Origin of the sequence: Microbispora sp. H13382, from assembly GCF_014161445.1 — a bacterium.
Lineage (GTDB): Bacteria > Actinomycetota > Actinomycetes > Streptosporangiales > Streptosporangiaceae > Microbispora.
Genome location: NZ_JABBXA010000001.1, coordinates 496,239 through 521,291, shown reverse-complemented (window position 1 = coordinate 521,291; position 25,053 = coordinate 496,239). Strand labels below are relative to the sequence as shown.

Genomic DNA, 25,053 nt, shown 5'->3' with positions numbered 1-25,053 from the left:
GCGCCCCCTCATCCGCGACCCAGCGCCGCGGAGATCCTGGACAACTGCTCCAGCCGGCGCTCCAGCGGCGGGTGGGTCGACAGCAGCGAGGCGACGCTCCGGCCCGAGATGGCCGGTGCGAAGAAGAAGGCGTTGAACGGCTGCGCCTCACGCAGATCCCGTGTCGGGATCCTGCCGATGTCGCCGCTGATCTTGACCAGGGCGCTGGCCAGGGCGCTCGGCTGCTGCGTCAGCAGCGCGCCCGCGCGGTCCGCGGCCAGTTCGCGGTAGCGCGACAGCGCCCGCGTGAGCAGGAAGCTGACGGCGTAGACCAGGCCGGAGACCGCGAAGATGATCAGTCCGATCGGGGGGCCGTTGTCGTTCCTCCGGCCGCCCAGACCGGTGTAGAGCGCGAAGCGGGTCATCAGGCCGGCCACGACCCCCAGGAACGAGGCGATCGTCATCACCGCCACGTCCCGGTGGGCCACGTGGGACATCTCGTGGGCCAGCACCCCTTCGAGCTCCCGCGCGTCGAGCCTGCGCAGGATGCCGGTGGTCACGCAGACCACCGAGTTCTTCCGGTCGCGCCCCGTGGCGAACGCGTTCGGGATGTCCGAGTCGGCGATCGCCACCCGCGGCTTCGGCATTCCCGCCATCGCGCTCAGCCGGTCGATGATCCCGTGCAACTCGGGGGCCTCCTGCGGCGAGACCTCCCGCCCGTGCATCGCGAACAGCGCGATCTTGTCGGACAGGAAGTACTGCGCCAGCAGGAGACCACCGGCGATCACGAGCACGGTGACCGCGCGTACGCCAACCGCGACCAGGACGGCCACGAACGCGACGTAGAGCAGCCCGAGCAGGAACATCGTCACGGTCATCCGGACGGTGAGGCCGCGATCAGGGGCGAACCGTGTGGAGGACATCAGCCGGGAATGAGCCCGGTGTCCCCGAGCATCTCCCGCACTTCCTCGATCGAGGCGTCGGCCGGCGGCAGGATCAGCTCGGACGGCTCCAGCGAGTCGTCCGGCAGGGCCTTGCCCACGTGACGCACCTTGTCGAGGAGGGCGTGGAGCTTCGTGCGGAAATCGTCCTCGTCGTCCGACTCGATCGCGGCTTCCAGCTCGCTGTCGAGCTCGTTCAGGACGTCGATGTCGGCGGCGCCGATCTCGACCTGTCCCTCACCCATGATTCTGACGATCACAGTCCCTCCCCCGGCTGACGCAGCTGCTGCGTGTGCTGCTGACCGGACGGGGCCGCCTGACCCTGCTGGCCGGGCTCGATGGCGCTCCTGGGCGCCGGGCCCTGGCCGAGCTCGGCCTTCATCTTGGCGAGCTCCAGCTCCACGTCCGAGCCGGCGCCCATGCGGTCGAGCTCGGCCTGGATGTCGTCACGCTGCCCGGTGAAGTCGTCCAGCGCGCCGCTGGCCAGCAGCTCGTCGATCGCGCCCGCGCGCGCCTGCATCTGCGCCGTCTTGTCCTCCGCGCGCTGGATCGCCAGGCCGACGTCGCCCATCTCCTCGGAGATTCCGGAGAACGCCTCGTTGATCCGCGTCTGGGCCTCGGCCGCCGTGTAGGTGGCCTTGATGGTCTCCTTCTTCGTACGGAAGGAGTCGACCTTGGCCTGCAGCCGCTGGCTGGCGAGGGTGAGCTTCTCCTCCTCGCCCTGAAGGTTGCTGTATTGGATTCGCAGGTCGGCGATCTGGGCGTTGAGGCCGTTGCGGCGGGTCAGCGCCTCACGGGCCAAGTCCTCGCGCCCGGCCGACAGGGCCTGCCTGCTCTGGTTCTCCAGCTTGGCGGCCTGCCCTTCGAGCTGGTTGATCTGCAGCTCCACCCGCTTGCGGCTGGTGGCCACGTCTGCCACGCCTCGGCGGACCTTCTGCAGCAACTCGAGCTGGCGCTGATAGGAATAGTCCAGCGTCTCCCGCGGATCCTCCATTTTGTCCAGGGCCTTGTTGGCCTTGGACTTGAAGATCATGGAAAGTCTCTTCATCACGCTCATGCGCGTCGGCCGTCCCCTTCTCCAAGGTTGTGCGTGGGTGATCCCAGCCGTCTCAAGCCCCTTGTCAGGCGGCGTAGCCGCCTGGGTTCACCCTACGCATAACGCGCGAGGGCGTCACTAAGTTGCACTCCAGGTAGGCTGAGCCACGTGTTCCGACGTCGCACTCAGACCTCCGCGGAGGACTCCCCCGTCCCTGTAGAGGATCCTAAGCCCCACGGCACCCCGGGGAAGGGCCGTCCCACCCCGAAGCGGAGCGAGGCGCAGGGCCGCCGCCGCTCCCCGGTGACCGCTCCGGCCAACCGCAAGGAGGCCTACCGCCTGGCGCGCGAGCGCGACAAGGCGCTCCGCAGCAAGCAGCGCGAGGCCCTGCTGCGCGGCGACGAACGAGCGCTTCCGGCGCGCGACCGCGGCCCGGTGCGCAAGTTCGCCCGCGACTGGGTGGACTCGCGGCGGCTGCCCGGGCAGTACTTCCTGCCCGTCGTGTTCGTCATCATGCTGCTGTCGATGGTGCCGTTCCCGATCCCGGTCCGCGCCGCGGTCATCACGGTCTACTCGCTGTCCCTGCCGGTCGTGATGGTGCTCGTGCTGGCGAGCTCGTTCTACGTGGCCTCGAAGGTGAAGAAGGAGGCGGCGGCGAAGTTCCCGGGCGAGGACCTCAAGGGCGTGGGCTTCTACGCGGCGATGCGCTCGTCCCAGATGCGCCGCCTGCGCTTCCCCAAGCCCACGGTCCTGCCCGGCGGCATCCCGGTCGCCGTCAAGGACACGGCGGGCGCGAAGAAGTGACCCCGGCGGCCGTCTGAGCGCCCGTCCGACCCGGGAGCCTCACTCCCACTGCAGGGCGCCCTCGCGCACCACCGGCACCGACCCGTCTACGGGGTGGCCGCCGGCGAGGGCGTCCGCCGTGGTCTTGAGCAGCGCGTAGTACGACGACCACTCGTCCTCGAAGTACGGCGACTCCGGGTCGGCGAAGCCCACGCCGCCGGTGGCGGAGTTCGTCACGAGATAGTCGCCGAAGTCGGGGTCGTAGGCGAGGGGGATGCCTTCGCCCATCTCGCAGGCCTCCGGCCAGGACGCGACAAGTCCGCGCGCGCCCATGATCGCGTGGCTCGTCGGAAACCGGAACGCCGCCATCCCGCGTGCGCCGTCGTGGCGCAGCAGCGAGGCCCGCAGCGAGTCGGGGATGGGCCTCCCGATTCGCGCCTCGGCCTTGGCCACCAGCCGGGGGCCGGCCGGCTTGTTCAGCGAGGCGTACGTCTTCGGCGCGTGCGCCTTCAGCCACTTCTCTATCCGCCGCCACTGGCGGTTCACCGCGGCCGTCACCCGGCGGGAGATCGGCCGTACGACCGGGGTCGTGGAGCCCGTCCGCCCGAGCGCGCACGCGGGGTCGCGGGACGGCGGCGGCCCCACCGCGGGCACCTCGGCGACGGGGCCGGCGGACGGCACCGGGTCCCGCACCACGCCGCAACCGGACGCGGGACAGGGGCGGTAGCCCGGTGGCAGCTGGTTCCCCGCCACCGGGCAACCGTCCGCGAGACATGGCTCGACGTCGTCTCCCGCGTACGCCGTCCAGCCGAACGACGGCCCGGGCTCCGGGCCGAACACCGCGTTGTCCAGCATCTGCGCACCGAGGGCCAGCAGGCCGAGCGCGACGAGCGCGGCCGTCCACCGGCGCGCCTTCGTCCCGCGCGGCCGCCCGATCCGGGGAAGCCCGGCGAGGAGACGGGCGATCGGCGCGCCGCCCTCCGGCCGGTCGTATCTCTCGAGGTCATCCGACGTGGGCCACCCGAGCACCGGCTCGGGGCCGCTCCCGGCGGGGTCTGCCGCGTCCCGCCGCGGGGCCGGACGCGGACCGGGCGGCACCGGCGCGGCGGCACGGCGGCGGCGCGCGGCGACGACCAGCCCGGCGGCGACACCGGCGACCAGCGCGACGGCCAGAGCCAGTCGTACAGGGCGGGAAACGATCAACCGGCGCACGCCGGGCACCCTACCGCGAACCACATCGATGGGCTGTCCCGGCGGGATGACCTAGGGTCAGAACCATGGAATACCGTCATCTTGGCCGCAGTGGCCTCATGGTCAGCGAGATCAGCTACGGCAACTGGATCACCCATGGGTCGCAGGTGGAGGAGGACGCCGCCGTCGAGTGCGTCCGCGCGGCTCTCGACGAGGGTGTCACCACCTTCGACACCGCCGACGTCTACGCCGGGACCAGGGCGGAGGATGTCCTCGGCCGCGCGCTCAAGGGCGTGCGCCGCGAGTCGCTGGAGATCTTCACGAAGGTCTACTGGCCCACCGGCGAGGGCAGGAACGACCGGGGACTGTCCCGCAAGCACATCATGGAGTCGATCAACGGGTCGCTCCGCCGGCTCCAGACCGACTACGTCGACCTCTACCAGGCGCACCGCTTCGACGTCGAGACGCCGCTCGAAGAGACCCTGCGGGCCTTCGACGACCTCGTGCGCCAGGGCAAGGTGCTGTACGTCGGTGTGAGCGAGTGGTCGGCCGACCAGATCGCCCGGGCCTTGAAGATCGCCGATGAGATGGGCTTCGACCGGCTGGTGTCCAACCAGCCGCAGTACTCGATGCTCTGGCGGGTCATCGAGGCCGAGGTCGTGCCGCTGTGCGAGAAGGAGGGCCTGGGCCAGATCGTCTGGTCGCCGATCGCGCAGGGCGTGCTGACCGGCAAGTACCTGCCCGGGCAGCCGCCGCCGGCCGGGTCCCGCGCCACCGACCCCGCGGGCTCCGGCTTCATCAGCCGGCTGATGGACGACGACGTGCTGCGCCGGGTGCAGGACCTCAAGCCGATCGCGGCCGACCTCGGGCTGACGATGGCCCAGCTGGCCGTGGCGTGGGTGCTGCAGAACCCCAACGTGTCGTCGGCCATCGTCGGCGCCACCAGGCCCGAGCAGGTGCGCGACAACGTGAAGGCCTCGGGCGTGAAGCTCGACGCCGAGGTGCTCAAGAAGATCGACGACGTCCTCGGGCCGGTCGTCGAGCGCGACCCGGGCAAGACCGTCAGCCCGTCCGCGCGCCCCTGATCCCCGGCTCCCGTCCCACCGGGGCGGCGTCGTAGCGGGTGCCGGGACCGCGCCCGTCGCGGGTCCCGGCCCCCGCCCGGCTCACTCGGCGCGCAGGGACATCCCCGAGTATTCGACCCGCTCGTCCTCCATGAGCGTGACCTGCTCGACACCGGCCTCGAGCAGCTCACGCCAGCTCTCCCCCAGCCACGACTCCGCGTCGGACTGGCTGGAGAAGATCTCCCTCGGCAGCGGCCGGTCCGTGACCTCGCCGCCGTTCGCGTCCTCGTAACGCCACCGCCAAATCATCCGCACCCGCTCCTTCGACTCCTCGCCGTCCCCGCGCCGGGACCGGTACGGCACAAAGGCCGTGCAGCCGGACCCTATCCTCTCCGCCCCGGCCTCCACCTCCCCCCGCGGCGCGGCTAGGGTCGGGGCCGCCCGAGCACCCGAGACGCTGGAGAGGAACGGCATGGAGGTCCGTCTGGAGGGGACCGGAGGCCCGGACGGCTGGCCCGCCCCCGGCTGTCCCTGCGCGTCCTGCGGCCGGCTCGCCCCCGGCCATCGCCGCCCCCTGTCCGTCGTGGTCGACGGCCGCGTACGGCTCACGGACGCCCGCCCGCCCGGCGGCTACCGGATCCGCCACACCGCCGACGGCTGCGAGCTCACCGGACCGGACGGCGGCCGCCTGCTCTGCTCCGTGGGACCGTCCGCCGGAGCGCGGGATGAGGACGCGCCCTTCGACGTGGTGCTCATGGACCTGCCCGACCGGCCGGAGCGGCTGGGCGACCTGCGCCGTCGCGGACGGGTCACGCCCGCGACGCGGATCATCGCGGTGCGTCTCGACCACCGTGTCACGAGCGAGGACGAACTGGCCCGCCGACTCGGCTTCTGGGGCGCGACGGTCGTCCCCGACGGGACCGTCGTGGACACGGCCGGCACGGCGAGCGCGGAGGCGGCGCTCAGCGTGCGGCGTGGCGGCGCGCCGCCACGCCGCACACTGCTGCTCGGGGGGTCGCGGTCCGGCAAGTCCGAGGAGGCCGAACTCCGCCTGGCCGCCGAACCCGAGGTGACCTACGTCGCCACCGGGCCCTCCGGCGGCGACGACCCGGCCTGGCTCGCCCGCGTACGGGCCCACCGGGAGCGGCGCCCGGCGCACTGGCACACCGTGGAGACCACCGACCTCGTGGCCGTCCTGTCCGCCGCCTCGGGGACGTTCCTCGTCGATGGGATCGGCACCTGGCTGGCGGCCGTGTTCGACGAGTGCGCCGCCTGGCCGGACGGCACGGCCGCGGACGACCACCGCCCGGCGCTCGGCCGGGTGGCGCGGCGGTGCGACGCGCTGGTTGCCGCCTGGCGCGGCACCCGCGCCCGCGTGGTGGCGGTCAGCGACGAGGTGGGCCTCGGGGTGATCCCGGCCACCCCCGCCGGACGGCTGTTCCGCGACGCGCTCGGCCGCCTCAACCAGGCCCTCGCCCGCGAGTCCGAGGACGTCGCCCTGGTGATCGCCGGCCGGGTCGTCCCGTTGCCCCCGTGAGAACTACGCTTTGCCCTCGTGTCCGACGAACCTCGCATGAGCGAGCGGAGCGAGCGAATCAGTAAGCACAGCGCGATTCGCGAGGTGCTGGATTGCGCGCCTCCGGCACGACCGAACCCCGAGCCGCCAGGCGAGGGGGTGGCATGAACGGGATTGGCGCGGCCTGGCGGTTCGCGGTCGGGACGCTCACGATCCTCCCCGTACGGCCAGTGGAGGCCGGTCGCGTCGTAGTGGGACGCGCCATGGCGCTGGCGCCTTTCGTCGGTGTGCTCCTCGGCCTGGCCGGGGCCGTGGTGCTCGTCGCCACCGGTGCGATGTCGGGCTCGCCGCTGCTCGGCGCCGTCCTCGCGGTGGGCGCGCTCGCGTGGCTGACGCGGGCCCTGCATCTCGACGGACTCGCGGACCTGGCCGACGGGCTCGGCAGCGGCAAGCCGTCCGACGGGGCGCTGGAGGTGATGAAGCGCTCCGACATCGGCCCGTTCGGGGTCGTCGCCGCCGTGATCGCCCTGCTCGTCCAGGTGGCCGCGCTGTCGCGGGGCGACGCCGTCGCCTGGGTCGCGCTGGTGGCGGCCGCGGTGACCGGTCGGCTGGCCGTCACGTGGGCCTGCCGCGAGGGCGTGCCCCCGGCCCGGCCCACCGGCCTCGGCGCGCTCGTCGCCGGCACCGTACGGCGGGGCGCCGCGATCGGGGCCACCTTCGCGTCTGCCGCCGTCGTGGCGGTGCTCGCCCTGGTGGCGGCGATCGGCGCACCGGCCTTCTGCGTGCCGGCCGCCGACGGGACCCGGGTCGTCCTGGACCTCGGCGCGCTGTTCCCCGCCGGCTTCGACCGCCTCGGCAACGACTACGGCTACCCCACATCGGTCAACGGGGGGACCCTCGCCGCGGGTCCCCGGCCCACCGGTCTGCTGTCCCACGTGACCGTCGACCCGTACCTGCTCGCGCCCGCCGGACTGCTGCTGGCGATGGCCGCCGGGCTGGGGGCCGCCGCGCTGCTGCGCCGCCGGGCCGTACGGCGGCTGGGCGGCGTCACGGGCGACGTGCTCGGCGCCCTCGTGGAGACGGCCACCACGGTGACGCTGCTGGCCGCCGTCCTGCTGCTGTGACGCCTGCTGCTGTGACGCCGGGGGCCGCCCGGGGATGTGCGCGTCAGCGCGGCACGGCGACGGGGCGCAGCCGGTAGACGACGAGGACGACGGCCGCGAGCAGCACCCAGCCGACGATCCCGCTGATCCCGGCGAGCGCCGGGTTCGGCGGGTCCGCCGCGTCGCCGAGGAGCAGCGCCAGGCCGGTCGTGGCGTTCACCGAGGCGTGCGCGGCGACCGCGGGCCACACGCTGCGCGAGCGCAGCCGCACCCAGCCGAGCAGCGCCCCGAATATGACGCAGAAGCCGACGAACAGCACCGCCGCCCAGGCGCCGAGCGCCGGGTAGTTGTACCCCTTGAGCGTGAGCGGGGCGTGCCACAGGCCCCAGATCACGCCGGACAGCACCAGCGCGGGCCACACCCGGGCGGGCCGCCACTCCCCGGTGCCGGGTTCCACAGCGCCGGGTTCCACAGCGCCGGGTTCCACAGCGCCGGGCTCTACAGTGCCGGGCTCCCCCGCCGCCGGGGGCGAGACCGCCGGGTCGCCCAGCAGGCGCGGCAGCAGCCAGCCCCGCCAGCCCCACTCCTCCCCGAGCGCGGGGATCGCGTTGAGGATCGGGGCGAGCAGCACGGCCTGCACGACCTGGACGACGTACAGGACCTTCGGGTCCAGCGGCACCTGGTCGAGGACCGCGGCCAGTTGCGCGCGGTAGAGGCTCAGCCCGGCGACGTCGAGGCGCACCACCCCCACGGCGGCGCTGACCAGCAGGGCGACGGCCACGAGAAGCGGCACGCCGAGCAGGGCCGCCGCCAGGAGCGCGACGGTCCTCCCCCGCCGCGGGCCGAACGTGAGCCCCGTCGCCCGCGCCCACCGCCGCGCCGTCGTGCCGCGCCGCCGGGTGAGCCACACGGCCAGTACGCCGAGGGAGGGCGTGAACATGATCAGGATGCCGAGGATCTGGAAGGCGGCCGCGCCGAGCGGGGCGGCCCCCAGCCACACGGGCAGCGCGATCAGCCACGAGGCCGCGAACGCGACGAGGAGGAACAGCCAGACATCGGCGTGACGCCGCATCACAGTCATCACCTTTCGGCAGAGGAGTGCCGTCGGGCGACGAGGGCGTTGACGAGAGCGGCGCCCGTGGCGGCGTCGTCCACCGTGATCCCCAGTTCGCCGCCGGAGGTGTACCTGACGACCAGGCACTCGCCGCCGCGGATCATGATCGTGGCCCGCCCCGGGAGCCCACGGTAGCCCCATCCGCCCACCTGGGCCGGGTACCGCTCCTCCACCCACGCCCGCTCCACGCGCTCGAGCCGCACCGTGCGCGAGGGCCACCGCAGCGGACCGACCGACACGGTCAGCGCTTCGGGGACGACCCGCACCGAGACCGACGACAGCACCGTGCCGATCACGCCCACCAGAGCGAGCGGCACCACCACGCTCCAGCCGCCGGGGACCCGGCCGGACAGGGCCACGCCCGCGACGACCACCGCGGCGGCGAGGGACACGAGCGCGAGCAAGGCCGCCCAGCGCGCGGTGACGGTGGAGACCCACACCGGCCGCTTCCCCGGGTCGAGGTCGATCAGCGGTCCGGTCCCCGACGGCGCCGCGGGAACGTCAGGGCCGCGCCGGCCGGCGAGCCAGCCCAGCGCCCCGAGCGCGATCGGCGCGGCGACGACCACCGCGACCTGCCAGCTCACGCCCGCCGCACGGGTCCAGTGACCGCGGTCGAGGTTGGCGGCGATCGTGACGGCCTGCGTGGTGACCATGAACCCGCCCGCCCAGGCCAGCCCGGCGCAGAACCAGGCGCGCGTCACCCGGCGGACCAGGTTACGGCGGCGCGCGGCGACGCCGAGGCCGATCGCCGCGATGACGGCCCACACCACGGCGAGGAGCACGAAGACGGCGAAGGGCATGGAGCCGTCGGGCCGCCCGGAGGGCCCCCAGTGGGTGGCCAGCGGGTCGGGGAGGCGGTCCGCGAACGCCAGCGGCACCGCCACCAGCACGGCGGCGACCAGCACGGCCCAGGCCGCGAGGGCCGCCATCAGTCGCGCGCGGACGCCGGTCACGGAGCTGTCGTGCGGTTCGGTCATGCCGTCTCCTTGCTGGGGTCCTTGCCGAAGTCTTTGCCGAGGTCCTTGACGAGGGCGACGACGTCGTCCGCGGTGAGGCCATATCCGGCGGCCTCGTCGAGCAGGTCTCGCACCCGCGCCCTGAGCGCCTCACGGCCGTCCGGCCTGCGCAGCACGGACACGCCGCGCCCGCGGCGGAACTCCAGCAGGCCCTCGTCGCGCAGGTCGCGCAGCGAGCGCAGCACCGTGTTCGCGTTGACGCCCAGCGCGTGGGCCAGGTCGCGGGCCGGCGGCAGCCGGTCGCCCGGGGCGATGTCCCCGGCCCCGATCGCGCGCCTGACGGCGTCGGCCACCTGTTCATGCAGGGGCCGCGGATCGTTGAGATCGAGCGTGAGCAACATGGTGCTATTCACATTAGCACCATCTACCCGAAGTGCCGCGATGGTGCTAGTTCGATTGGCACCATCCCGGCTACTGATAGGTAGGATGAACCCTCGTTTATGCGTAGCCGAGTAAGCCCAGCTAGCATCGGCTCACGTGACCACAGTGCGCATAAACGCATCTGACGCGGTCTCCATCGAGACCGCAGCTCTCATAATCGGCGTCCACACGACCCCGGAAGGTCCACGCCCCGCCCCGGGCGGCGAAGGCCTCGACCAGGCCCTGGACGGACGACTGGCCGAGATCCTCAGCACGATGGGGTTCACCGGCAAGGCCGAGGAAGTCGTCAAGATCCCGACCCTCGGGGCGCTGCCGGCGCCCATCGCCGTCGTCGTGGGCCTCGGCGACGCGCCCGAGGACGGCTACGACCTGGAAACCCTGCGCCGCGCGGCGGGAGCGGCCGTCCGCTCCCTCGCCGGGACGGCGTCCGCGGCGCTCGCCCTGCCCGCCCGTACGGCCGACGAGGCGGAGGCCGTCGCGCTGGGCGGACTGCTCGGCGCCTACGACTTCACGCGGTACCGCACCGGCGGCGACCGTAAGGCTCCGGTCGGCGAGCTGGCCGTCCTGTCCGGCGCGGCCGGGGCCGAGGAGGCCGTCGCGCACGCGGCGACGCTCGCCGACGCCGTCGCCCTCGTCCGCGACCTGGTGAACACGCCCCCGTCCGACCTGTGGCCCGCGCGCTTCGCCGAGATCGCCCGGGAGACCGGCGGCGAGACCGGCCTCTCGGTGGAGGTGCTCGACGAGGTCAGGCTCAAGGAGGACGGCTACGGCGGCATCGTCGGCGTCGGCCAGGGCTCGGTCAATCCGCCGCGCCTGGTCCGGGTCGCCTACAGCCACCCCGAGGCCACCCGGAAGGTCGCCTTCGTCGGCAAGGGCATCACGTTCGACTCCGGCGGCCTGTCGCTCAAGCCCTCCGCCTCCATGGACTGGATGAAGTCCGACATGGGCGGCGCGGGAGCCGTGTTCGGCGCGCTCGTCGCGATCGCCCGGCTGGGCCTGCGCGTCAACGCGGTCGGCTATCTCTGCCTGGCGGAGAACATGCCCTCGGGAAGCGCCCAGCGCCCCTCCGACGTCCTGCACACCTACAGCGGCAAGACGGTCGAGGTGCTCGACACCGACGCCGAGGGCCGTCTGGTGCTGATCGACGGCATCGCCCGCGCCGCCCAGGACGAACCCGACGTGATCATCGACGTCGCCACCCTGACCGGCGCCCAGATCGTCGCGCTCGGCTGGCGTACGGCCGGCGTGATGGCCAACGACGACGCCCTCCGCGAGGAGGTCGTCCGCATCGCCGGCGAGCAGGGTGAGGGCGCCTGGGGCATGCCGCTGCCCGCCGAGCTGCGCAGGGGACTCGACTCCGCGGTCGCCGACATCGCCAACCTCCAGCCCGAGCGGTGGGGCAGCATGCTCGCCGCGGGCATCTTCCTGCGCGAGTTCGTGCCCGAGGGCGTCCAGTGGGCGCACATCGACATGGCGGGCCCGGCGTTCAACAAGGGCGAGCCGCACGGTTACACCCCCAAGGGCGGCACCGGCGCGATGACCCGCACGCTCGTCGCGGTCGCCGAGCGCTACGCGGGGAACGGCACGTCCGCGCAGGCTGTTTAACAGGAAGACGGCCCTCGTAACGAGCCAGGTCGCGGCGCGCCCGCGCGGGCCCGGGCCGGGGCCACGATCTTCCGGGACAAGTGAAAAGATGCTGCCGGGTCCTTCCGGCGGTGTGAATACGACCAAGGAGCATTCCAGTGGCTGATGGCAGCGGCCCCTACGACATCGTCGTCCTAGGTGGCGGTAGCGGTGGATACGCCTGTGCCCTGCGGGCGGCCGAGCTCGGCATGAACGTCGTCCTCATCGAGAAGGACAAGGTCGGGGGCACCTGCCTGCACCGCGGCTGCATCCCCACCAAGGCGCTGCTGCACGCGGCCGAGCTGGCGGACCAGGCCCGCGAGGGCGAGTCGTTCGGCGTCCGCACCCGTCTGGAGGGCATCGACGTCCCCGGCGTCCACGCGTACAAGGACAAGGTGATCGGCGGCCTCTACAAGGGCCTGGCCGGGCTCATCAAGAGCAAGAAGATCACTGTGGTCGAGGGCGAGGGCCGCCTGGCCGGCCCCAACCGCGTCGTGGTCGGCGACCAGGTGTACGAGGGCCGCAACGTCGTGCTGGCGACCGGCTCGGTGCCGAAGTCGCTGCCCGGCCTGGACATCGACGGCGAGAAGGTGATCAGCAGCGACCACGCGCTGGTCCTCGACCGGATCCCGTCCTCGGTCGTCATCCTGGGCGGCGGCGTCATCGGCGTCGAGTTCGCCAGCGTGTGGCGCTCGTTCGGCGCCGAGGTCACGATCGTCGAGGCGCTGCCGCACCTGCTGCCACTGGAGGACGAGTCCAGCTCCAAGCTGCTGGAGCGCGCCTTCCGCCGCCGTGGGATCAAGTACGAGCTGGGCGCCAGGTTCGAGAGCGTCAAGACCACCGACACCGGGGTCGTCGTCTCCCTGGAGAACGGCAAGACCCTCGACGCCGAGATCATGCTCGTCGCCGTCGGCCGCGGCCCGGTCTCGGCCGGCCTCGGCTTCGAGGAGAACGGCGTCACGATGGAGCGCGGCTACGTGCTCGTCGACGAGTTCTGCCAGACCAGCGTGCCGGGCGTCTACGCCGTGGGCGACCTCATCCCCACGCTGCAGCTCGCCCACGTCGGCTTCGCCGAGGGCATCCTGGTCGCCGAGCACATCGCCGGGCTCAACCCGGTGCCGATCGACTACGACGGCGTGCCGCGCATCACCTACTCCGAGCCCGAGGTCGCGTCGGTGGGCATCGCCACGTCGGTCGCCCGCGAGCGCGGTCACGACGTCGTCGAGCTGAGCTACAACCTCGCGGGCAACGGCAGGAGCAAGATCCTGCAGACCCAGGGCGAGGTCAAGGTCGTCGCCGAGCGCGACGGCCGGGTGCTCGGCGTCCACATGGTGGGCAGCCGGGTGGGCGAGCTGATCGCCGAGGCCCAGCTGATCTTCAACTGGGAGGCCACGGCCACCGACGTCGCCCAGCTGATCCACCCGCACCCGACCCAGTCCGAGGCCCTCGGCGAGGCGATGCTGGCCCTGGCCGGCAAGCCGCTGCACGTCCACAACTGAAGCCCTCCTAGCGAACGCGAGAGAAGACACCATGCCGGTCTCCGTAACCATGCCCCAGCTCGGCGAGAGCGTTACCGAGGGCACCGTCACCCGCTGGCTGAAGAAGGAAGGCGACCGCGTCGAGGCCGACGAGCCGCTCCTCGAGGTGTCGACCGACAAGGTCGACACCGAGATCCCTTCGCCGTCCGCGGGCTACCTGACCAAAATCATCGTGGCCGAGGACGAGACGGTCGAGGTCGGCGCCGAGCTGGCCCTGATCGACTCCGAGGCGGGCGCCGCTCCGGCCGCCGCCGAGCCGGCGGCTCCGGCCCCCGCTCCGCAGCCCGAGCCCGAGCCGGAGCCCGCTCCGGCCCCCGCGCAGGCGGCGGCGCCCGAGCCCGCTCCCGCCCAGCCCGCGGCGGCGCCGATCTCGTCGATTCCGCAGCCCGCGCCCGCCGTGGTGACGCCGCAGCCGGTGCCCCCGGCGCCCGCGCCCGCCCCGGCTCCGCAGGCTCCGGCCCCGGCCGCGCAGCCGAGCGAGCCGACCCCGCTGCCGTCGTCCGGTGAGAGCCCGTACGTCACGCCGCTGGTCCGCAAGCTCGCCGCCGAGCACGGCGTCGACCTCGACGCGCTGACCGGCACCGGCGTCGGCGGCCGGATCCGCAAGCAGGACGTCATCGAGGCCGCCCGCGTGCAGCGCGAGCAGGCCGCCGCCGCTCCGGCGGCTCCGCAGGCGGCCCCGGCCCAGGCTCCCGCCGCCCCGGCCGTCGCCTCCGCCCCGGCTCCCGAGGTGAAGGCCGACACCACGCTGCGCGGCCGTACGGAGAAGATGTCGCGCCTGCGGCAGACCATCGCCAAGCGCATGGTGGAGTCGCTGCAGGTCTCGGCCCAGCTCACCACCGTGGTCGAGGTCGACGTCACCCGGATCGCCCGCCTGCGCGACCGGGCCAAGGGCGAGTTCCTGCGGCGCGAGGGCGTGAAGCTGTCGTTCATGCCGTTCTTCGCCCAGGCGGCGGTCGAGGCGCTCAAGCAGCACCCGAAGCTGAACGCCACGATCAACAGCGAGACCAACGAGGTCACCTACTTCGACGTCGAGCACCTGGGCTTCGCGACCGACACCGAGCGCGGCCTGCTCGTCCCGGTGATCAAGAACGCGGGCGACCTCAACATCGCCGGGCTCGCCCGTAAGATCGCCGACCTGGCCGAGCGCACCCGCACCAACAAGGTGAGCCCGGACGAGATCACCGGCGGCACGTTCACGCTGACCAACACCGGCAGCCGGGGCGCGCTGTTCGACACGCCGATCCTCAACCAGCCGCAGGTCGGCATGCTGGGCACCGGCGCGGTCGTCAAGCGCCCGGTCGTCGTGGACACCCCGGAGGGCGAGGTCATCGCGGTCCGCTCGATGGTGTACCTCGCGCTCAGCTACGACCACCGCCTGGTCGACGGCGCCGACGCGGCCCGCTTCCTCACGACGATCAAGCACCGTCTCGAGGAGGGCCGTTTCGAGGCCCAGCTCGGCCTGGCGTAGCCGTACCCGGGCCGGCGCGAGCCGTAGGCCCGGACGCATCGGGGCCGTCCCGCGCTTCGCGGGGCGGCCCTCGCCGTCTCCGGCCGTGTCGAGGCGCCGTGACAGCGGGCGCACCGCCCGGTGGAAACGGGCTCCTCTCGCGTGAGTCCTGGCGGAACCGCTCCTGACGGGGTAGTGATGCGTGCGTGGACACGATGACGACAGTGGTGACGGGCTCCTCGGGACTGCTCGGAACGGCCCTGGTCGACGCGCTGCGCGCCGACGGGCACGAGGTGCGCCGCCTGGTGCGGCGCACTCCCGCGGGGCCCGGCGAGCGCTTCTGGGACCCGGCGAACGGGGTGCTCGACCCGGGGGCGCTGGAGGGCGCGGACGCCGTCGTCCACCTGGCCGGCGCCGGGATCGGCGACCGCCGGTGGTCGGAGGCGTACAAGCGGGAGCTGATGGACAGCCGGGTCAACGGCACGCGGACCCTCGCCGAGGCGCTGGCCCGCGCCGAGGGCGGACCTCGGGTGCTGCTGTCCTCCTCCGCGATCGGCTTCTACGGCGACACCGGCGACCGGGCCGTGGACGAGTCCGCGCCGCCGGGCCGGGGCTTCCTCGTCGATCTGGTGCGCGGCTGGGAGGCGGCCACCGAGCCCGCCGGGGAGGCGGGCGCGCGGGTGACGCTGCTGCGCAGCGGCGTGGTGCTCAGCGGCCGGGGCGGCGCGCTCGCCCGGATGCTGCCGATCTTCAAGATGGGCGCGGGCGCCGTGCTCGGCAACGGCAGGCAGTACGTCTCGTGGATCTCGCTGCCCGACTGGGTGGACGCGGTCCGCTTCCTGCTGGCGCACGAACTGGCCGGGCCGGTGAACCTCACGGCTCCCGAGCCGGTGACCAACGCCGAATACACGGCCGCTCTGGCGAAGGCGCTGCGGCGCCCGACGATGCCGCTCCCCGCCCCGCGGTTCGCGCTGCGCCTGGCGCTCGGGGAGTTCGCGGAGGAGGCCCTGCTCGCCGGGCAGCGGGTGCTCCCCCGGCGACTGCTCGACGCCGGCCACCGGTTCGCCCATCCCACCGTCGGCGAGGCGCTGGCCGCCGTACTCTAAAGAGTCATTCGATCCGGGAACGGGAGTGGTGGGCATGAGCCGCATCGGGCAGTCGCACATCGTCGCCATCGGGGGCGGGTCGTTCCGGCAGACCGAGCGGTACGGCTTCATCGAGCCGACCGCGCTGCTGCGCTACGTCCTCGACCTGACCGGGCAGGACCGGCCCAAGCTCGGCCTGCTCGCCACCGCCACCGGCGACGACGCCGACTGGCTGCTCAAGATGTACGGCGCGTTCGCCCGCTGGGACGTCGAGGTGAGCCACCTGACGGTCTTTCCGATGCCGAACGTCGAGGATCCGCGCGAGTGGATCCTGGAGCAGGACGCGATCTACGTGAGCGGCGGCAGCGTCGCCAACCTCGCCGCGCTGTGGCGGCTGCACGGCCTGGACGAGGCGTTCGCCGAGGCGTGGCGGGCCGGGATCGTGCTGTCCGGGCAGAGCGCCGGCGCGCTGTGCTGGCACGTCGGGGGCAACACCGACTCGTTCGGGCCGGCGCTGCGGCCCTGGGCCGAAGGCCTCGGCCTGCTCCCCTACTCGTGCGGCGTCCACTACAACTCCGACCCCCAGCGTCGGACGCTGCTGCACGAGTCGGTCGCGTCGGGCGAGCTGCCCGAGGGGTACGCCGCCGACGAGGGCGTGGCGCTGCACTACGTGGGCACGGAGTTCATCCAGGCCGTGACCATCGACCCCGAGGGGTACGCCTACCGGGTCGAGCGGGACGGTCCCGCCGTCAAGGAGCTGCGTATCGAGCCCCGGCTGCTCACCTCTACGCTGTGAACGTGAAGGGCGATGGGAACGTGAAGGGCGTGGCCATCGTCCGCCTGGGTGTCGACGTACCGTACGAGCAGGCATGGACCCTGCAGCGGCGGCTGCACGCCCGGCGGGCGGCCGACGAGATCTCCGACCTGTGCCTCATGCTGGAGCACGCCCCCGTCTACACGGCGGGCAAGCGGACGCTGCCGCACGAGCGGCCGGTCGACGGCACGCCGGTCATCGACGTGGACCGGGGCGGGAAGATCACCTGGCATGGTCCCGGGCAGCTCGTCTGCTACCCCATCATCCGCATCGGCGACGTGGTCTCCTACGTCCGGTCGCTGGAGGAGGTCCTGATCCAGGTCTGCGCCGACTTCGGGCTGACGGCGCGCCGGGTGGAGGGCGCCGGCGGGGTGTGGGTGCCCGGCGACCCCGCGCACGGGCTGCCCGACCGCAGGCTCGGCACGATCGGCATCCGGGTCTCCGGCGGGGTCACCATGCACGGCTTCGCGCTCAACTGCGTCAACGACCTGAGCTGGTACACCCGCATCACGGGCGACGACGCCGGGGTCACGTCGCTGTCGGCCGAGACCGGCCGGCGGATCACGGTCGACGAGGTCATCCCGTTCGCCGGCAAGCGTCTCGCCGAGGCCCTCGGCCAGGAGCCGTACGACCTGTACGAGGAGGACATCGCCTGACGGCTACGCGCCGCGGCTCTTCCGGCGGATCTTGATCTGGCGCATGTCGGTCACCGCGACCTGCAGGATCTCGTACGGGTGCCCGTGCGCGTCCAGCGCGGCCATCGCTCCCAGCGCGGCCTCGTCCTCGCCGTCGTCCGGCCCCGCGGGCACCTGGCAGCGGAAGGTGAAGGTGGAGACGCTCGCGTCGTGGGTGAACGCGCCGCCCTCGGTATAGGCCGCGCCGCCGGCCGCCGTCACGGCGGCCCGGCCGGCGTCGTCGAGGCCCTTGAACTTTCCTCTGATCGTCACTCTGAACACGGTCGTCCCTCTCGTACGGCGTAGTCGCGGACCCGCTCGCCCAGGAGGCTCTCGGCGACGTCGAGCAGATCCAGCACGGCGGCCGCGATGACGTCCGGGCTCTCCCCCGCCGTCGTACGCCGCCCGATCTCGGCGTACACCAGCGAGTGGAGGCAGCCGATGTGCCAGGCGACCACACGCGGCAGCGGATCGCCGGCGTCCGCACCGGTCTCCTCGGCCAGTTCGGCCGCCAGCGCGTCGGTCATCCGGCGGCCGAGGTCCTCCAGCCGGGCGGTCAGCGTGGGGGCGGCCCGCATCATCTCCAGCACACGTCCGAATCCCGGACTCAGCCCGACCGTGCGTTCGCGCCCGTGTATCTCCCGGCGCAGGCGCTCCAGCACCGCGACGGCCGCCGACTGGCCCGGCGGCCGCTCCCGCACGATGTCGGCCAGCCTCCGGGGCGACGCCTCCTCGGGCGGGAGCACGAGGTCCTCCTTGGCCTGGAAGTAGTTGTAGACGGTGTTCACCGACACCTCGGCGGCCTGCGCGACCTCGGCCATCGTGACGTTGCCGAATCCGCGCTCCACGAACAGCCCGACCGCCACCTCGGCGATGTGCTGCCGCGTCCGCCGCTTCTTGCGCTCCCGTAGCCCCTCGGCCATTTCTGAACCCTACTGCAAAATTGCAATGGATTGCACTTTCAAGGCTCTCGCCGAAGGCGGCGGCCTCGGAGATACTCGCGGGATGAACCCGTCCGCACCCCCCGGCGAGATCCGCACCGACCCGCTTCCCCGTGACGCCAGGAGACGGTTCCTCCGGCTCCGGGGCCGGCGGCTGGACCGGCCCGGCCCGGCCGCCCGGCTGCTCACCACCGCCGTGTCGGCCGTCGTCCACGCGGTGACGGCCGCCATCCTGGCCGGGGGCGTCCTCATCGTCGCCGGCTGGAAGGGCAACGTGATCGGCTGGCTGTGCGGCAGCGTGCCCATCGCCATCGCGATCTGGACCAGGCCCCGGACGGTCCGGCTCCCGGACGGCGCCGAAGAGGTCACCAGGGCCGAGGCGCCCGCCCTGTTCGAGGCGGCCGGCCGGATCGCCGGCGCGGTCGGGGCGGCGCCGCCCGCCGCGATCTACGTGCACGACCGCCTCTTCCGATGCGCCCACCTGCGGCCCGGGCTGCGACGGCGGCCCGTGTTGCTCGTCGGCCTCCCGCTGCTGCTCACCCTGACCCCGCGGGAGCGGGCCGGCATGCTCGGCGCGGAGCTCGCGCGCGACGTCAGCGGCGACCCCGGCCGCGGCCTGCTCGTCCCGTCGGCGCTCGCCACCACGGGGGAATGGCGGCACGCGCTGACGGGCGTGCGGGTGGACCGCTACCGCGACTTCGGCGACCCCCTGCTCGATGCGAACAGCGCCGTCCAGGGGGGCAGGATGGCGTCACAGGCGATCGGCAAGGTCACCGGCTGGGTGCTGGCGTGGCCGCTGTTCCTCGCCGAGCTCGCGCTGCGCCGGCTCGTCTCCGCCCAGTCGCAGCACGCCGTCTACTACGCCGACCAGGTCGCGGCCCGCGCCGTCTCGTCGCGGGCCGTCGCCGAGTACGTCGACGCCCTCACCACGGCGGAAAGCCGTCTCACCCCCGTCATGGCGGCGGCCAGGCGCGGGGAGACCGCCGAGGAGATCCGCCGGGCCGTGCTCTCCAGGGACGCCACCCCCGATCTCGTGGTCGCGCGCAGGCAGGACTCTCTCGCGGAACAGGACGGCTGGCAGGCGGAGCCGCCCACGGCGCTGCGGGCCGTCCTCCTCGAATCGGCCGGCGTCGACGACGGCACGGTGGGCCTCGGCCCGGGCGAGTCGGACCGGATCGACGCCGAGCTGTCCCGTCACCTCGCCCGCACGGTCCGGGAGCTGTCCCGGATCACCTGAGGGCAGGTAATAAGCTGGGTTCGTGAACGAGCGTTCCGACAGGCACGCAGGCCCGCGTACGGCGCCGGGCCCCGTGCCTCCGCTCGGACCCCGGGCCCGCGGACCGCTGCCGCGGAGTGCTGCGAAGGAAGTCGCATGACCGTCGCTCCTGAAGGCCGAAAGCTCCTCCGCCTGGAGGTGCGCAACAGCCAGACCCCCATCGAGAAGAAGCCGCCGTGGATCAAGACACGGCTGCGCAACGGCCCCAACTTCAACGAGATCAAGTCGTTGGTGAAGGGCGCGGGGCTGCACACCGTGTGCCAGGAGGCCGGCTGTCCCAACATCTCCGAGTGCTGGGAGGACCGTGAGGCGACCTTCCTCATCGGCGGCGACCAGTGCACGCGGCGCTGCGACTTCTGCCAGATCGACACCGGCAAGCCCGCCGAGTACGACAGGGACGAGCCGCGCCGCGTCGCCGAGTCGGTGCGCCAGATGGGCCTGCGCTACGCGACGGTGACCGGCGTCGCCCGTGACGACCTGCCCGACGGCGGCTCCTGGCTGTACGCGGAGACCGCCCGGCGGATCCACGAGGCGGTCCCCGGGTGCGGCGTCGAGCTGCTGGTGCCGGACTTCAACGGCGACCGCGGTCAGCTCGAGGAGGTCTTCTCCAGCAGGCCCGAGGTCTTCGCGCACAACATCGAGACCGTGCCCCGGATCTTCAAGCGGATCCGGCCGGCGTTCCGCTACGAGCGCTCGCTGGCGGTCATCGGCATGGCCCGCGAGGCGGGGCTCGTCACCAAGTCGAACCTCATCCTCGGCATGGGCGAGGAGCGCGAGGAGATCACCCAGGCGCTGCGCGACCTCCACGAGGCCGGCTGCGACCTGGTGACGATCACGCAGTACCTGCGTCCGACCCAGCGTCACCACCCCGTGGACCGCTGGGTCAAGCCCGAGGAGTTCGTGGAGCTCCAGCAGGAGGCCGAGGAGATCGGCTTCGCCGGCGTCATGTCCGGCCCGCTGGTGCGCTCGTCCTACCGGGCTGGCCGCCTCTATCAGCAGGCCGTCGCCGCCCGCGTTGGCGAGTCTCGTTTTCATTAAGTCAGCTCGACGTTTGTATCCTTCAGACCATGGCGAAAGACGCAGCGTCTCCGGGGCGCCTCAAGCAGCTCCGGATGGTCGCACAGATCATTCAGCAGGCGAACCCCAAGGGTATGCCGATCGTCTACGCGTCGGCTCTGGGCACGCTCGTCCTGTTCGTCGTCCTTGGCGTGATCTTCGGCTGGACGTGGATCGTGTTCGGCGTCTTCGCCGCCGTACTGGTCGGGATGATCGTCTTCAGCCGCTTCGCGCAGAGGTCGCAGTACTCGTTGCTCCACGGCCAGCCGGGGGCGACGTACGCGATCCTGCAGAGCCTGCGCGGCACCTGGTATGTCGAGGAGAAGCCGGTCGCGGTCAACCGCGACCAGGACCTCGTCTTCCGGGTCGTCGGATATCCGGGGGTCATCCTCGTCTCCGAGGGCCCGGCCAACCGGGTGCAGCGCATGCTCCTCGCGGAGAAGAAGCGCGTGCAGCGGGTCGCGGTCGACGTGCCCGTGTACGACATCCAGTGCGGTGACGCGGAGGGTCAGGTCCCCCTGGCCAAGCTGCAGCGGCACGTGATGAAGCTGCCCCGCAACCTGAAGAAGGGCGCGGTGTCCGAGGTCAACAACCGGATGCGCGCGCTCACCCCGGCCATGCCGCTGCCGAAGGGCCCCATTCCCAAGGGCGCCCGGATGCCGCGCGGCCCGAAGATGCGCTGACGACGTTGGACCTCGTGGGGAGGCGGCCGGTCTCCCGGTCGCAGACCTCCCGGGCCAACCGGGGCTGGTGGGACGGCGCGGCCGACGAGTACCAGGCCGAGCACGGCGGTTTCCTGCGCGACGACGGCTTCGTGTGGTGCCCCGAGGGGCTGGACGAGGCCGACGCCCGGCTGCTGGGCGACGTGACGGGGCGCCGGGTCCTGGAGATCGGCTGCGGCGCCGGGCAGTGCGGCCGGTGGCTGCTGGGGCGCGGCGCCACGGTCACCGGCGTCGACCTCTCCCACCGCCAGCTGCAGCACTCCCGGCGGATCGACATGTCCGCCGGGGTGACCCTGCCCGTCGTCCAGGCCGACGCCGAGACGCTGCCGTTCGCGGACCGGTCGTTCGACCTCGCGTGCTCGGCCTACGGCGCGCTGCCGTTCGTGGCCGACGCAGGGGCGGTGCTGGCCGAGGTGCGGCGTGTGCTGCGGCCGGGCGGCCGGTTCGTGTTCTCCGTCAGCCACCCCGTCCGGTGGGCCTTCCCCGACGATCCGGGCCCGCGCGGCCTGACCGCCGACCGCCCCTACTTCGACCGCTCGCCGTACGTCGAGTTCGGCGAGGACGGCGAGCCGTCGTACGTGGAGCACCACCGGACGATGGGCGACTGGGTGGGCCTGATCGCCGCCTCCGGCCTCGTGCTGACCGGGCTGACCGAGCCGGAGTGGCCGCCGGGCCACGACCGCACGTGGGGCGGCTGGAGTCCGCTGCGCGGGCGCCTGCTGCCCGGCACAGCGATCTTCCAGTGCGTCAGGGCCGCGTCGTAGATCAGGCGAAGTAACGCAGCCAGACGTACCCCCAGGCCATCGTGATGCTCAGCGCGGTGACGAGGATGCCGTACCTGGTGAACTGCCAGAAGCCGATGCGGTGGCCGGTGCGGGCGGCGATGCCGAGGGCGACGACGTTGGCGCTGGCCGCCACCGCGGTGCCGTTGCCGCTGAAGTCGGCCCCCAGGGCGAAGGACCACCACAGCGCCTGCCCGGTCTGCGCGTCGGGGGCCTGGGCGACCATCTCCTCGACGACGGGCACCATCGTGGCGACGTAGGGGATGTTGTCGAAGAACGCGCCGAGCACGCCGGAGCCGAACAGCAGCGCCGTGGCCGCGAGGAAGTAGTCGTCACCGAGCGCGCCGACGGCCCAGCCGCCGATCGTCGCGATGACACCGGTGTTCACCAGCCCGGCGACCATCACGAACAGGCCCATGAAGAAGACCAGGGTGCTCCACTCGACCTCGCGCAGGACATCGGACATGTCGGCGCGGGACACCAGGAGCATCACCCCGGCGCCCACCAGGGCGACGATCGACGGCTCCACGTGCACGACGGCGTGCAGGCAGAACCCGGCGACGACCCCGCCGAGCACGATCATGCACCGCACGAGCAGGCGTGGGTCGGTGATGGCCCGCCGTTCCTGCAGCGCCATCACCGCCGCGACCCGCTCGGGTTCGTAGCGGAACGACTTGCGGAACAGCACCCGGGTGAGCAGCACGAACACCACGAAGATGACGACCACGATCGGCGCCATGTGGGCCAGGAAGTCGTTGAACGTCAACCCGGCACGGCTGCCGATGATGATGTTGGGCGGGTCGCCGATGAGTGTCGCCGCCCCGCCGATGTTGGACGCGAGGACCTCGGCGATCAGGTACGGCTGGGCCGGGACGCGGAGCCGGTCGCAGACCACCACGGTGACCGGCGCGACGAGCATGATCGTGGTGACGTTGTCGAGGAACGGCGAGGCGACCGCGGTGATCACCATCAGCATGACCATCAGCCGGTACGGCCGGCCCTTGGATTTCTTCGCCGCCCAGATGGCGACGTAGTCGAAGACCCCTGTCTGCTTGACGACCCCAACGATGATCATCATGCCGAGCAGCAGGAAGATGACGTTCCAGTCGATGCCTGCGGTCTCGGAGAAGAACACCTCGTCGCCGGGGATCAGCCCCAGAACGGCCATCGCGCCGGCGGCGATGAGAACCACCTTGACCTTGTGGACCTTCTCCGACGCGATGAAGACGAAGGCCACCAGGAAGATCGAGAAGGAGACGACCGCGCTCACGTGCGGCGCCCCGGGGGTCCGGCGATGAGCGTACGGCTGGCGGAGTTCAGGCACGGCGTCCGGATGGGGCGGCGCCGCGACGACGGCATGGTGAAGCGGTGAATGATCGAACCTCCAGATCATGGAAATGCCGCATGACGCGACGCGACGCGAACGGACGCGACGGGGTCTGCGGCCGAAGAGGGTGCGGGGCGGCCCCGCGACTCACCTGTGGCGGTCACTCACCAGGTGGGACGAGAGCCAGGCTGGTGAGCAGCCGCTCCAGTGTGATCGCCCCGGCCAGGGTGCCGTCGGGGCCGACGACCGCGGCGATGGGGCTGCGGAGCCGCGTCATGAGGGCGGCCACTTCGAGCAGGGTCGCGTCGAGGGGCACCGTCACCGGTCTGGGCGGCTGGGCCGGCAGGCAGTCTCCCACCGTTATGCCGGCCAGTTCCCGCCAGAAGCTGTCGGCGTGGGCCTCGTCGATCGCCCGGGCGAGCGCCGGGTCCTCCTGGTAGGCGCCGGGAACCGCGAGACGCAGCACCTGCGTGCCGGGAAGCACCCATCCCGGCCGTCCCCTGTCGTCCACCACGATCAATCCGGGCATCCGGTTCAGCACCATGATCCGTACGGCCCGGGCGACGGAGTCGTGGACGGTCACCGTCGGCAGGTTCACAACGACATCGCGCGCTTGCATCAGGTCATCACATCGATCGGGAAGGCGGACGGTTCCGGGTATGGTCATCGGGCCGCCTCCACGAACTCGGCGAAGCGGCGTTCCAGATGGGCGAGCCGGTCGAGGACGGGCCTGCTGTGCAGGATGTCGGCGAGCTGGTCGGCCTCGCGCTGGTCCAGGTTGATCGCCTGCAGCGGCGTGTCGGGCTCCGCGGAGTCGTAGACGACAAGCCGGCGACGGCCGGACTTCTCCACGAGCACGCCGAAGCGCTGTCCGTCGCGGGTGACGCACTGGTGCACCACGGTCGCGACGCCGGGCAGGGTGGCGCGGGTCACGTCCATCTCAGCTCCCTCCGATCGGTGACAGGGCCGGGATCAGGACCCGTTCCGCGCCTCTTCCGCACGGGCCGCGTAGCCCTCGGCCCAGCGGACGAGGTCGGCCTTGAGCCGCACCTCGACGCGGTGCAGGTCGATGACGGTCACCTCGACGCCCCACTCGCGGGTGCGGCGGCTGATCCTCGCCGACAGGTCGCGCAGGCTCTCCCCGGTCGGCCGGGCCAGCTCCACCAGGCCGCGTTCCGCGACGTGGGCGCGGATCTCCGCCTCCGTGGCCGCGAGGGTGGCCGACTCCGACCGGCCGGGGTCCAGGGCGTACGCGGCCGGATCCCGCACGGACGCCAGCCCGGTGCCGTTCACGGTCACCGCGACGCCGTCCGCGGTCACGGCGTCGAGCCACAGCAGGTCGAGAAAGGCCGGGCCCAGCGGGACGCGGACGGCGCGGTCGGCACCCGGCAGCACGGCGGCGAGGCCGGGCTCCTTGACCGCGGCGAGGCGGCCGAATCGGAACACCACCAGTCGTTCTCCCTCCTTGACGACGCGGAGCACGGCGACGGCCGACACGACCAGCAGCACTCCGGCCGCGACCGCCCACGCGGCGAGCGGCGTCTGGGAAGCGAGTCCTGCCGGCGTCATCGCGTCCCCCCTTTTCCGTCCGTCGTCTCCTGGGTTCCAGTCTTCGAGACGGCGCGGGCCACCACCATCGGG

At 72.6% G+C, this 25,053-nt stretch carries 28 protein-coding genes; 14 read left to right on the top strand and 14 right to left on the bottom strand.

Annotated elements, in window-relative coordinates; all coding sequences use genetic code 11:
* Positions 1-8: 8 nt before the first annotated feature.
* The 3 genes from htpX to HHX41_RS02265 are packed head-to-tail and all read right to left on the bottom strand — an operon-like array spanning position 9 to position 1,977.
* A complete protein-coding gene (gene htpX / locus HHX41_RS02275; RefSeq protein ID WP_169978745.1) occupies positions 9-902 on the bottom strand; it encodes a zinc metalloprotease HtpX in 894 nt (297 codons plus the stop codon).
* Positions 902-1,180 carry a PspA-associated protein PspAA gene (locus HHX41_RS02270; protein ID WP_182904600.1) on the bottom strand — a complete coding sequence of 93 codons (279 nt, stop codon included), beginning with the start codon at positions 1,178-1,180 and terminating at the stop codon, positions 902-904. Before HHX41_RS02270 ends, htpX begins: the two co-directional genes overlap by 1 nt.
* Positions 1,177-1,977 carry a PspA/IM30 family protein gene (locus tag HHX41_RS02265; protein ID WP_169978747.1) on the bottom strand — a complete coding sequence of 267 codons (801 nt, stop codon included), beginning with the start codon at positions 1,975-1,977 and terminating at the stop codon, positions 1,177-1,179. The genes HHX41_RS02270 and HHX41_RS02265 overlap by 4 nt, the downstream gene beginning before the upstream one ends.
* Positions 1,978-2,124: 147 nt before the next feature.
* On the opposite strand from HHX41_RS02265, the gene HHX41_RS02260 reads away from it, so the two are divergent.
* Entirely contained in the window at positions 2,125-2,760 is a 636-nt protein-coding gene (locus HHX41_RS02260; protein WP_182904599.1) for a DUF3043 domain-containing protein, read from the top strand.
* A gap of 39 nt (positions 2,761-2,799) precedes the next feature.
* Here HHX41_RS02260 and HHX41_RS02255 read toward each other — a convergent pair whose 3' ends face one another.
* A complete protein-coding gene (locus HHX41_RS02255; RefSeq protein WP_182904598.1) occupies positions 2,800-3,951 on the bottom strand; it encodes a hypothetical protein in 1,152 nt (383 codons plus the stop codon).
* A 65-nt stretch (positions 3,952-4,016) separates the two neighbouring features.
* Here HHX41_RS02255 and HHX41_RS02250 point away from each other — a divergent pair, with 65 nt between their 5' ends.
* Positions 4,017-5,015 carry an aldo/keto reductase family protein gene (locus tag HHX41_RS02250; RefSeq protein WP_182904597.1) on the top strand — a complete coding sequence of 333 codons (999 nt, stop codon included), beginning with the start codon at positions 4,017-4,019 and terminating at the stop codon, positions 5,013-5,015.
* A gap of 81 nt (positions 5,016-5,096) precedes the next feature.
* On the opposite strand, the gene HHX41_RS02245 is transcribed toward HHX41_RS02250, so the two are convergent.
* The gene (locus tag HHX41_RS02245; RefSeq protein ID WP_396793888.1) at positions 5,097-5,357 is read right to left on the bottom strand and encodes a hypothetical protein; all 261 of its coding nucleotides are present in this window, start codon (positions 5,355-5,357) and stop codon (positions 5,097-5,099) included.
* A gap of 109 nt (positions 5,358-5,466) precedes the next feature.
* Between HHX41_RS02245 and HHX41_RS02240 the strand changes: the two genes are divergently transcribed.
* Complete coding sequence (locus HHX41_RS02240) at positions 5,467-6,531, top strand: bifunctional adenosylcobinamide kinase/adenosylcobinamide-phosphate guanylyltransferase (RefSeq protein ID WP_182904596.1); 1,065 nt, start codon at positions 5,467-5,469, stop codon at positions 6,529-6,531.
* A 143-nt stretch (positions 6,532-6,674) separates the two neighbouring features.
* Positions 6,675-7,634 carry an adenosylcobinamide-GDP ribazoletransferase gene (locus HHX41_RS02235; RefSeq protein ID WP_182904595.1) on the top strand — a complete coding sequence of 320 codons (960 nt, stop codon included), beginning with the start codon at positions 6,675-6,677 and terminating at the stop codon, positions 7,632-7,634.
* Between the two features lie 43 nt (positions 7,635-7,677).
* On the opposite strand, the gene HHX41_RS02230 is transcribed toward HHX41_RS02235, so the two are convergent.
* The 3 genes from HHX41_RS02230 to HHX41_RS02220 are packed head-to-tail and all read right to left on the bottom strand — an operon-like array spanning position 7,678 to position 10,096.
* Positions 7,678-8,685 carry a CPBP family intramembrane glutamic endopeptidase gene (locus HHX41_RS02230; protein WP_182904805.1) on the bottom strand — a complete coding sequence of 336 codons (1,008 nt, stop codon included), beginning with the start codon at positions 8,683-8,685 and terminating at the stop codon, positions 7,678-7,680.
* Positions 8,686-8,693: 8 nt separating this feature from the next.
* Positions 8,694-9,704, bottom strand: a complete 1,011-nt coding sequence (locus tag HHX41_RS02225; protein WP_169978755.1) for a DUF1648 domain-containing protein — start codon at positions 9,702-9,704, stop codon at positions 8,694-8,696.
* The gene (locus tag HHX41_RS02220) at positions 9,701-10,096 is read right to left on the bottom strand and encodes a GntR family transcriptional regulator (RefSeq protein ID WP_310741729.1); all 396 of its coding nucleotides are present in this window, start codon (positions 10,094-10,096) and stop codon (positions 9,701-9,703) included. Before HHX41_RS02220 ends, HHX41_RS02225 begins: the two co-directional genes overlap by 4 nt.
* Positions 10,097-10,220: 124 nt before the next feature.
* On the opposite strand from HHX41_RS02220, the gene HHX41_RS02215 reads away from it, so the two are divergent.
* The 6 genes from HHX41_RS02215 (at position 10,221) to lipB (ending at position 17,290) form a co-directional block, all read left to right on the top strand.
* On the top strand, positions 10,221-11,729 hold the full coding sequence (locus tag HHX41_RS02215; RefSeq protein ID WP_169978759.1) for a leucyl aminopeptidase: 1,509 nt from the start codon (positions 10,221-10,223) through the stop codon (positions 11,727-11,729).
* A 137-nt stretch (positions 11,730-11,866) separates the two neighbouring features.
* Positions 11,867-13,246, top strand: coding sequence for a dihydrolipoyl dehydrogenase (gene lpdA / locus HHX41_RS02210; RefSeq protein WP_182904594.1), 1,380 nt, complete (start codon positions 11,867-11,869; stop codon positions 13,244-13,246).
* 31 nt (positions 13,247-13,277) lie between these two features.
* Entirely contained in the window at positions 13,278-14,756 is a 1,479-nt protein-coding gene (gene sucB, locus HHX41_RS02205) for a 2-oxoglutarate dehydrogenase, E2 component, dihydrolipoamide succinyltransferase (RefSeq protein ID WP_182904593.1), read from the top strand.
* 194 nt (positions 14,757-14,950) lie between these two features.
* On the top strand, positions 14,951-15,841 hold the full coding sequence (locus HHX41_RS02200; protein WP_169979739.1) for a TIGR01777 family oxidoreductase: 891 nt from the start codon (positions 14,951-14,953) through the stop codon (positions 15,839-15,841).
* Positions 15,842-15,875: 34 nt separating this feature from the next.
* Positions 15,876-16,616 (top strand): peptidase E, encoded by a 741-nt coding sequence (locus HHX41_RS02195; RefSeq protein WP_169978764.1) that lies wholly within the window; start codon positions 15,876-15,878, stop codon positions 16,614-16,616.
* Between the two features lie 2 nt (positions 16,617-16,618).
* Positions 16,619-17,290 (top strand): lipoyl(octanoyl) transferase LipB, encoded by a 672-nt coding sequence (gene lipB, locus HHX41_RS02190; RefSeq protein ID WP_310741728.1) that lies wholly within the window; start codon positions 16,619-16,621, stop codon positions 17,288-17,290.
* Positions 17,291-17,293: 3 nt separating this feature from the next.
* Here the strand turns inward: lipB and HHX41_RS02185 are convergent, their stop codons facing one another.
* Both HHX41_RS02185 and HHX41_RS02180 read right to left on the bottom strand, forming a co-directional pair.
* Positions 17,294-17,581 carry a DUF6204 family protein gene (locus HHX41_RS02185; protein WP_211591431.1) on the bottom strand — a complete coding sequence of 96 codons (288 nt, stop codon included), beginning with the start codon at positions 17,579-17,581 and terminating at the stop codon, positions 17,294-17,296.
* Positions 17,578-18,231, bottom strand: a complete 654-nt coding sequence (locus HHX41_RS02180; RefSeq protein WP_182904592.1) for a TetR/AcrR family transcriptional regulator — start codon at positions 18,229-18,231, stop codon at positions 17,578-17,580. Before HHX41_RS02180 ends, HHX41_RS02185 begins: the two co-directional genes overlap by 4 nt.
* 82 nt (positions 18,232-18,313) lie before the next feature.
* Here HHX41_RS02180 and HHX41_RS02175 point away from each other — a divergent pair, with 82 nt between their 5' ends.
* From HHX41_RS02175 to HHX41_RS02160, 4 genes are all read left to right on the top strand, one after another.
* The gene (locus HHX41_RS02175) at positions 18,314-19,486 is read left to right on the top strand and encodes a hypothetical protein (RefSeq protein WP_182904591.1); all 1,173 of its coding nucleotides are present in this window, start codon (positions 18,314-18,316) and stop codon (positions 19,484-19,486) included.
* A gap of 135 nt (positions 19,487-19,621) precedes the next feature.
* Positions 19,622-20,563: a lipoyl synthase gene (gene lipA / locus HHX41_RS02170; RefSeq protein WP_182904590.1), complete on the top strand. Its 942-nt coding sequence runs from the start codon at positions 19,622-19,624 to the stop codon at positions 20,561-20,563.
* A 29-nt stretch (positions 20,564-20,592) separates the two neighbouring features.
* Positions 20,593-21,264: a DUF4191 domain-containing protein gene (locus tag HHX41_RS02165; protein ID WP_169978773.1), complete on the top strand. Its 672-nt coding sequence runs from the start codon at positions 20,593-20,595 to the stop codon at positions 21,262-21,264.
* Between the two features lie 5 nt (positions 21,265-21,269).
* A complete protein-coding gene (locus HHX41_RS02160; RefSeq protein ID WP_169978775.1) occupies positions 21,270-22,067 on the top strand; it encodes a class I SAM-dependent methyltransferase in 798 nt (265 codons plus the stop codon).
* A gap of 1 nt (position 22,068) precedes the next feature.
* Here the strand turns inward: HHX41_RS02160 and HHX41_RS02155 are convergent, their stop codons facing one another.
* The 4 genes from HHX41_RS02155 to HHX41_RS02140 form a co-directional block, all read right to left on the bottom strand.
* Positions 22,069-23,355 carry an ArsB/NhaD family transporter gene (locus HHX41_RS02155; RefSeq protein ID WP_310741727.1) on the bottom strand — a complete coding sequence of 429 codons (1,287 nt, stop codon included), beginning with the start codon at positions 23,353-23,355 and terminating at the stop codon, positions 22,069-22,071.
* A 217-nt stretch (positions 23,356-23,572) separates the two neighbouring features.
* Positions 23,573-24,031 carry a CBS domain-containing protein gene (locus HHX41_RS02150; protein ID WP_182904588.1) on the bottom strand — a complete coding sequence of 153 codons (459 nt, stop codon included), beginning with the start codon at positions 24,029-24,031 and terminating at the stop codon, positions 23,573-23,575.
* A gap of 44 nt (positions 24,032-24,075) precedes the next feature.
* Positions 24,076-24,351: a hypothetical protein gene (locus HHX41_RS02145; protein WP_169978781.1), complete on the bottom strand. Its 276-nt coding sequence runs from the start codon at positions 24,349-24,351 to the stop codon at positions 24,076-24,078.
* A gap of 33 nt (positions 24,352-24,384) precedes the next feature.
* Positions 24,385-24,981: an SPFH domain-containing protein gene (locus HHX41_RS02140; RefSeq protein ID WP_169978783.1), complete on the bottom strand. Its 597-nt coding sequence runs from the start codon at positions 24,979-24,981 to the stop codon at positions 24,385-24,387.
* Positions 24,982-25,053: the final 72 nt, after the last annotated feature.

Excerpts from the sequence above, each read along its gene's own strand:
- HHX41_RS02195 (WP_169978764.1), top strand. The coding sequence starts at position 15,876 with ATGAGCCGCATCGGGCAGTCGCACATCGTCGCCATCGGGGGCGGGTCG.
- HHX41_RS02175 (WP_182904591.1), top strand. The coding sequence starts at position 18,314 with ATGAACCCGTCCGCACCCCCCGGCGAGATCCGCACCGACCCGCTTCCC.
- HHX41_RS02230 (WP_182904805.1), bottom strand. The coding sequence starts at position 8,685 with ATGCGGCGTCACGCCGATGTCTGGCTGTTCCTCCTCGTCGCGTTCGCG.
- sucB (WP_182904593.1), top strand. The coding sequence starts at position 13,278 with ATGCCGGTCTCCGTAACCATGCCCCAGCTCGGCGAGAGCGTTACCGAG.
- HHX41_RS02180 (WP_182904592.1), bottom strand. The coding sequence starts at position 18,231 with ATGGCCGAGGGGCTACGGGAGCGCAAGAAGCGGCGGACGCGGCAGCAC.
- HHX41_RS02225 (WP_169978755.1), bottom strand. The coding sequence starts at position 9,704 with ATGACCGAACCGCACGACAGCTCCGTGACCGGCGTCCGCGCGCGACTG.
- htpX (WP_169978745.1), bottom strand. The coding sequence starts at position 902 with ATGTCCTCCACACGGTTCGCCCCTGATCGCGGCCTCACCGTCCGGATG.
- HHX41_RS02240 (WP_182904596.1), top strand. The coding sequence starts at position 5,467 with ATGGAGGTCCGTCTGGAGGGGACCGGAGGCCCGGACGGCTGGCCCGCC.
- HHX41_RS02250 (WP_182904597.1), top strand. The coding sequence starts at position 4,017 with ATGGAATACCGTCATCTTGGCCGCAGTGGCCTCATGGTCAGCGAGATC.
- HHX41_RS02145 (WP_169978781.1), bottom strand. The coding sequence starts at position 24,351 with ATGGACGTGACCCGCGCCACCCTGCCCGGCGTCGCGACCGTGGTGCAC.
- HHX41_RS02235 (WP_182904595.1), top strand. The coding sequence starts at position 6,675 with ATGAACGGGATTGGCGCGGCCTGGCGGTTCGCGGTCGGGACGCTCACG.
- lipA (WP_182904590.1), top strand. The coding sequence starts at position 19,622 with ATGACCGTCGCTCCTGAAGGCCGAAAGCTCCTCCGCCTGGAGGTGCGC.
- HHX41_RS02200 (WP_169979739.1), top strand. The coding sequence starts at position 14,951 with ATGACGACAGTGGTGACGGGCTCCTCGGGACTGCTCGGAACGGCCCTG.
- HHX41_RS02165 (WP_169978773.1), top strand. The coding sequence starts at position 20,593 with ATGGCGAAAGACGCAGCGTCTCCGGGGCGCCTCAAGCAGCTCCGGATG.
- HHX41_RS02265 (WP_169978747.1), bottom strand. The coding sequence starts at position 1,977 with ATGAGCGTGATGAAGAGACTTTCCATGATCTTCAAGTCCAAGGCCAAC.
- HHX41_RS02140 (WP_169978783.1), bottom strand. The coding sequence starts at position 24,981 with ATGACGCCGGCAGGACTCGCTTCCCAGACGCCGCTCGCCGCGTGGGCG.
- HHX41_RS02150 (WP_182904588.1), bottom strand. The coding sequence starts at position 24,031 with ATGCAAGCGCGCGATGTCGTTGTGAACCTGCCGACGGTGACCGTCCAC.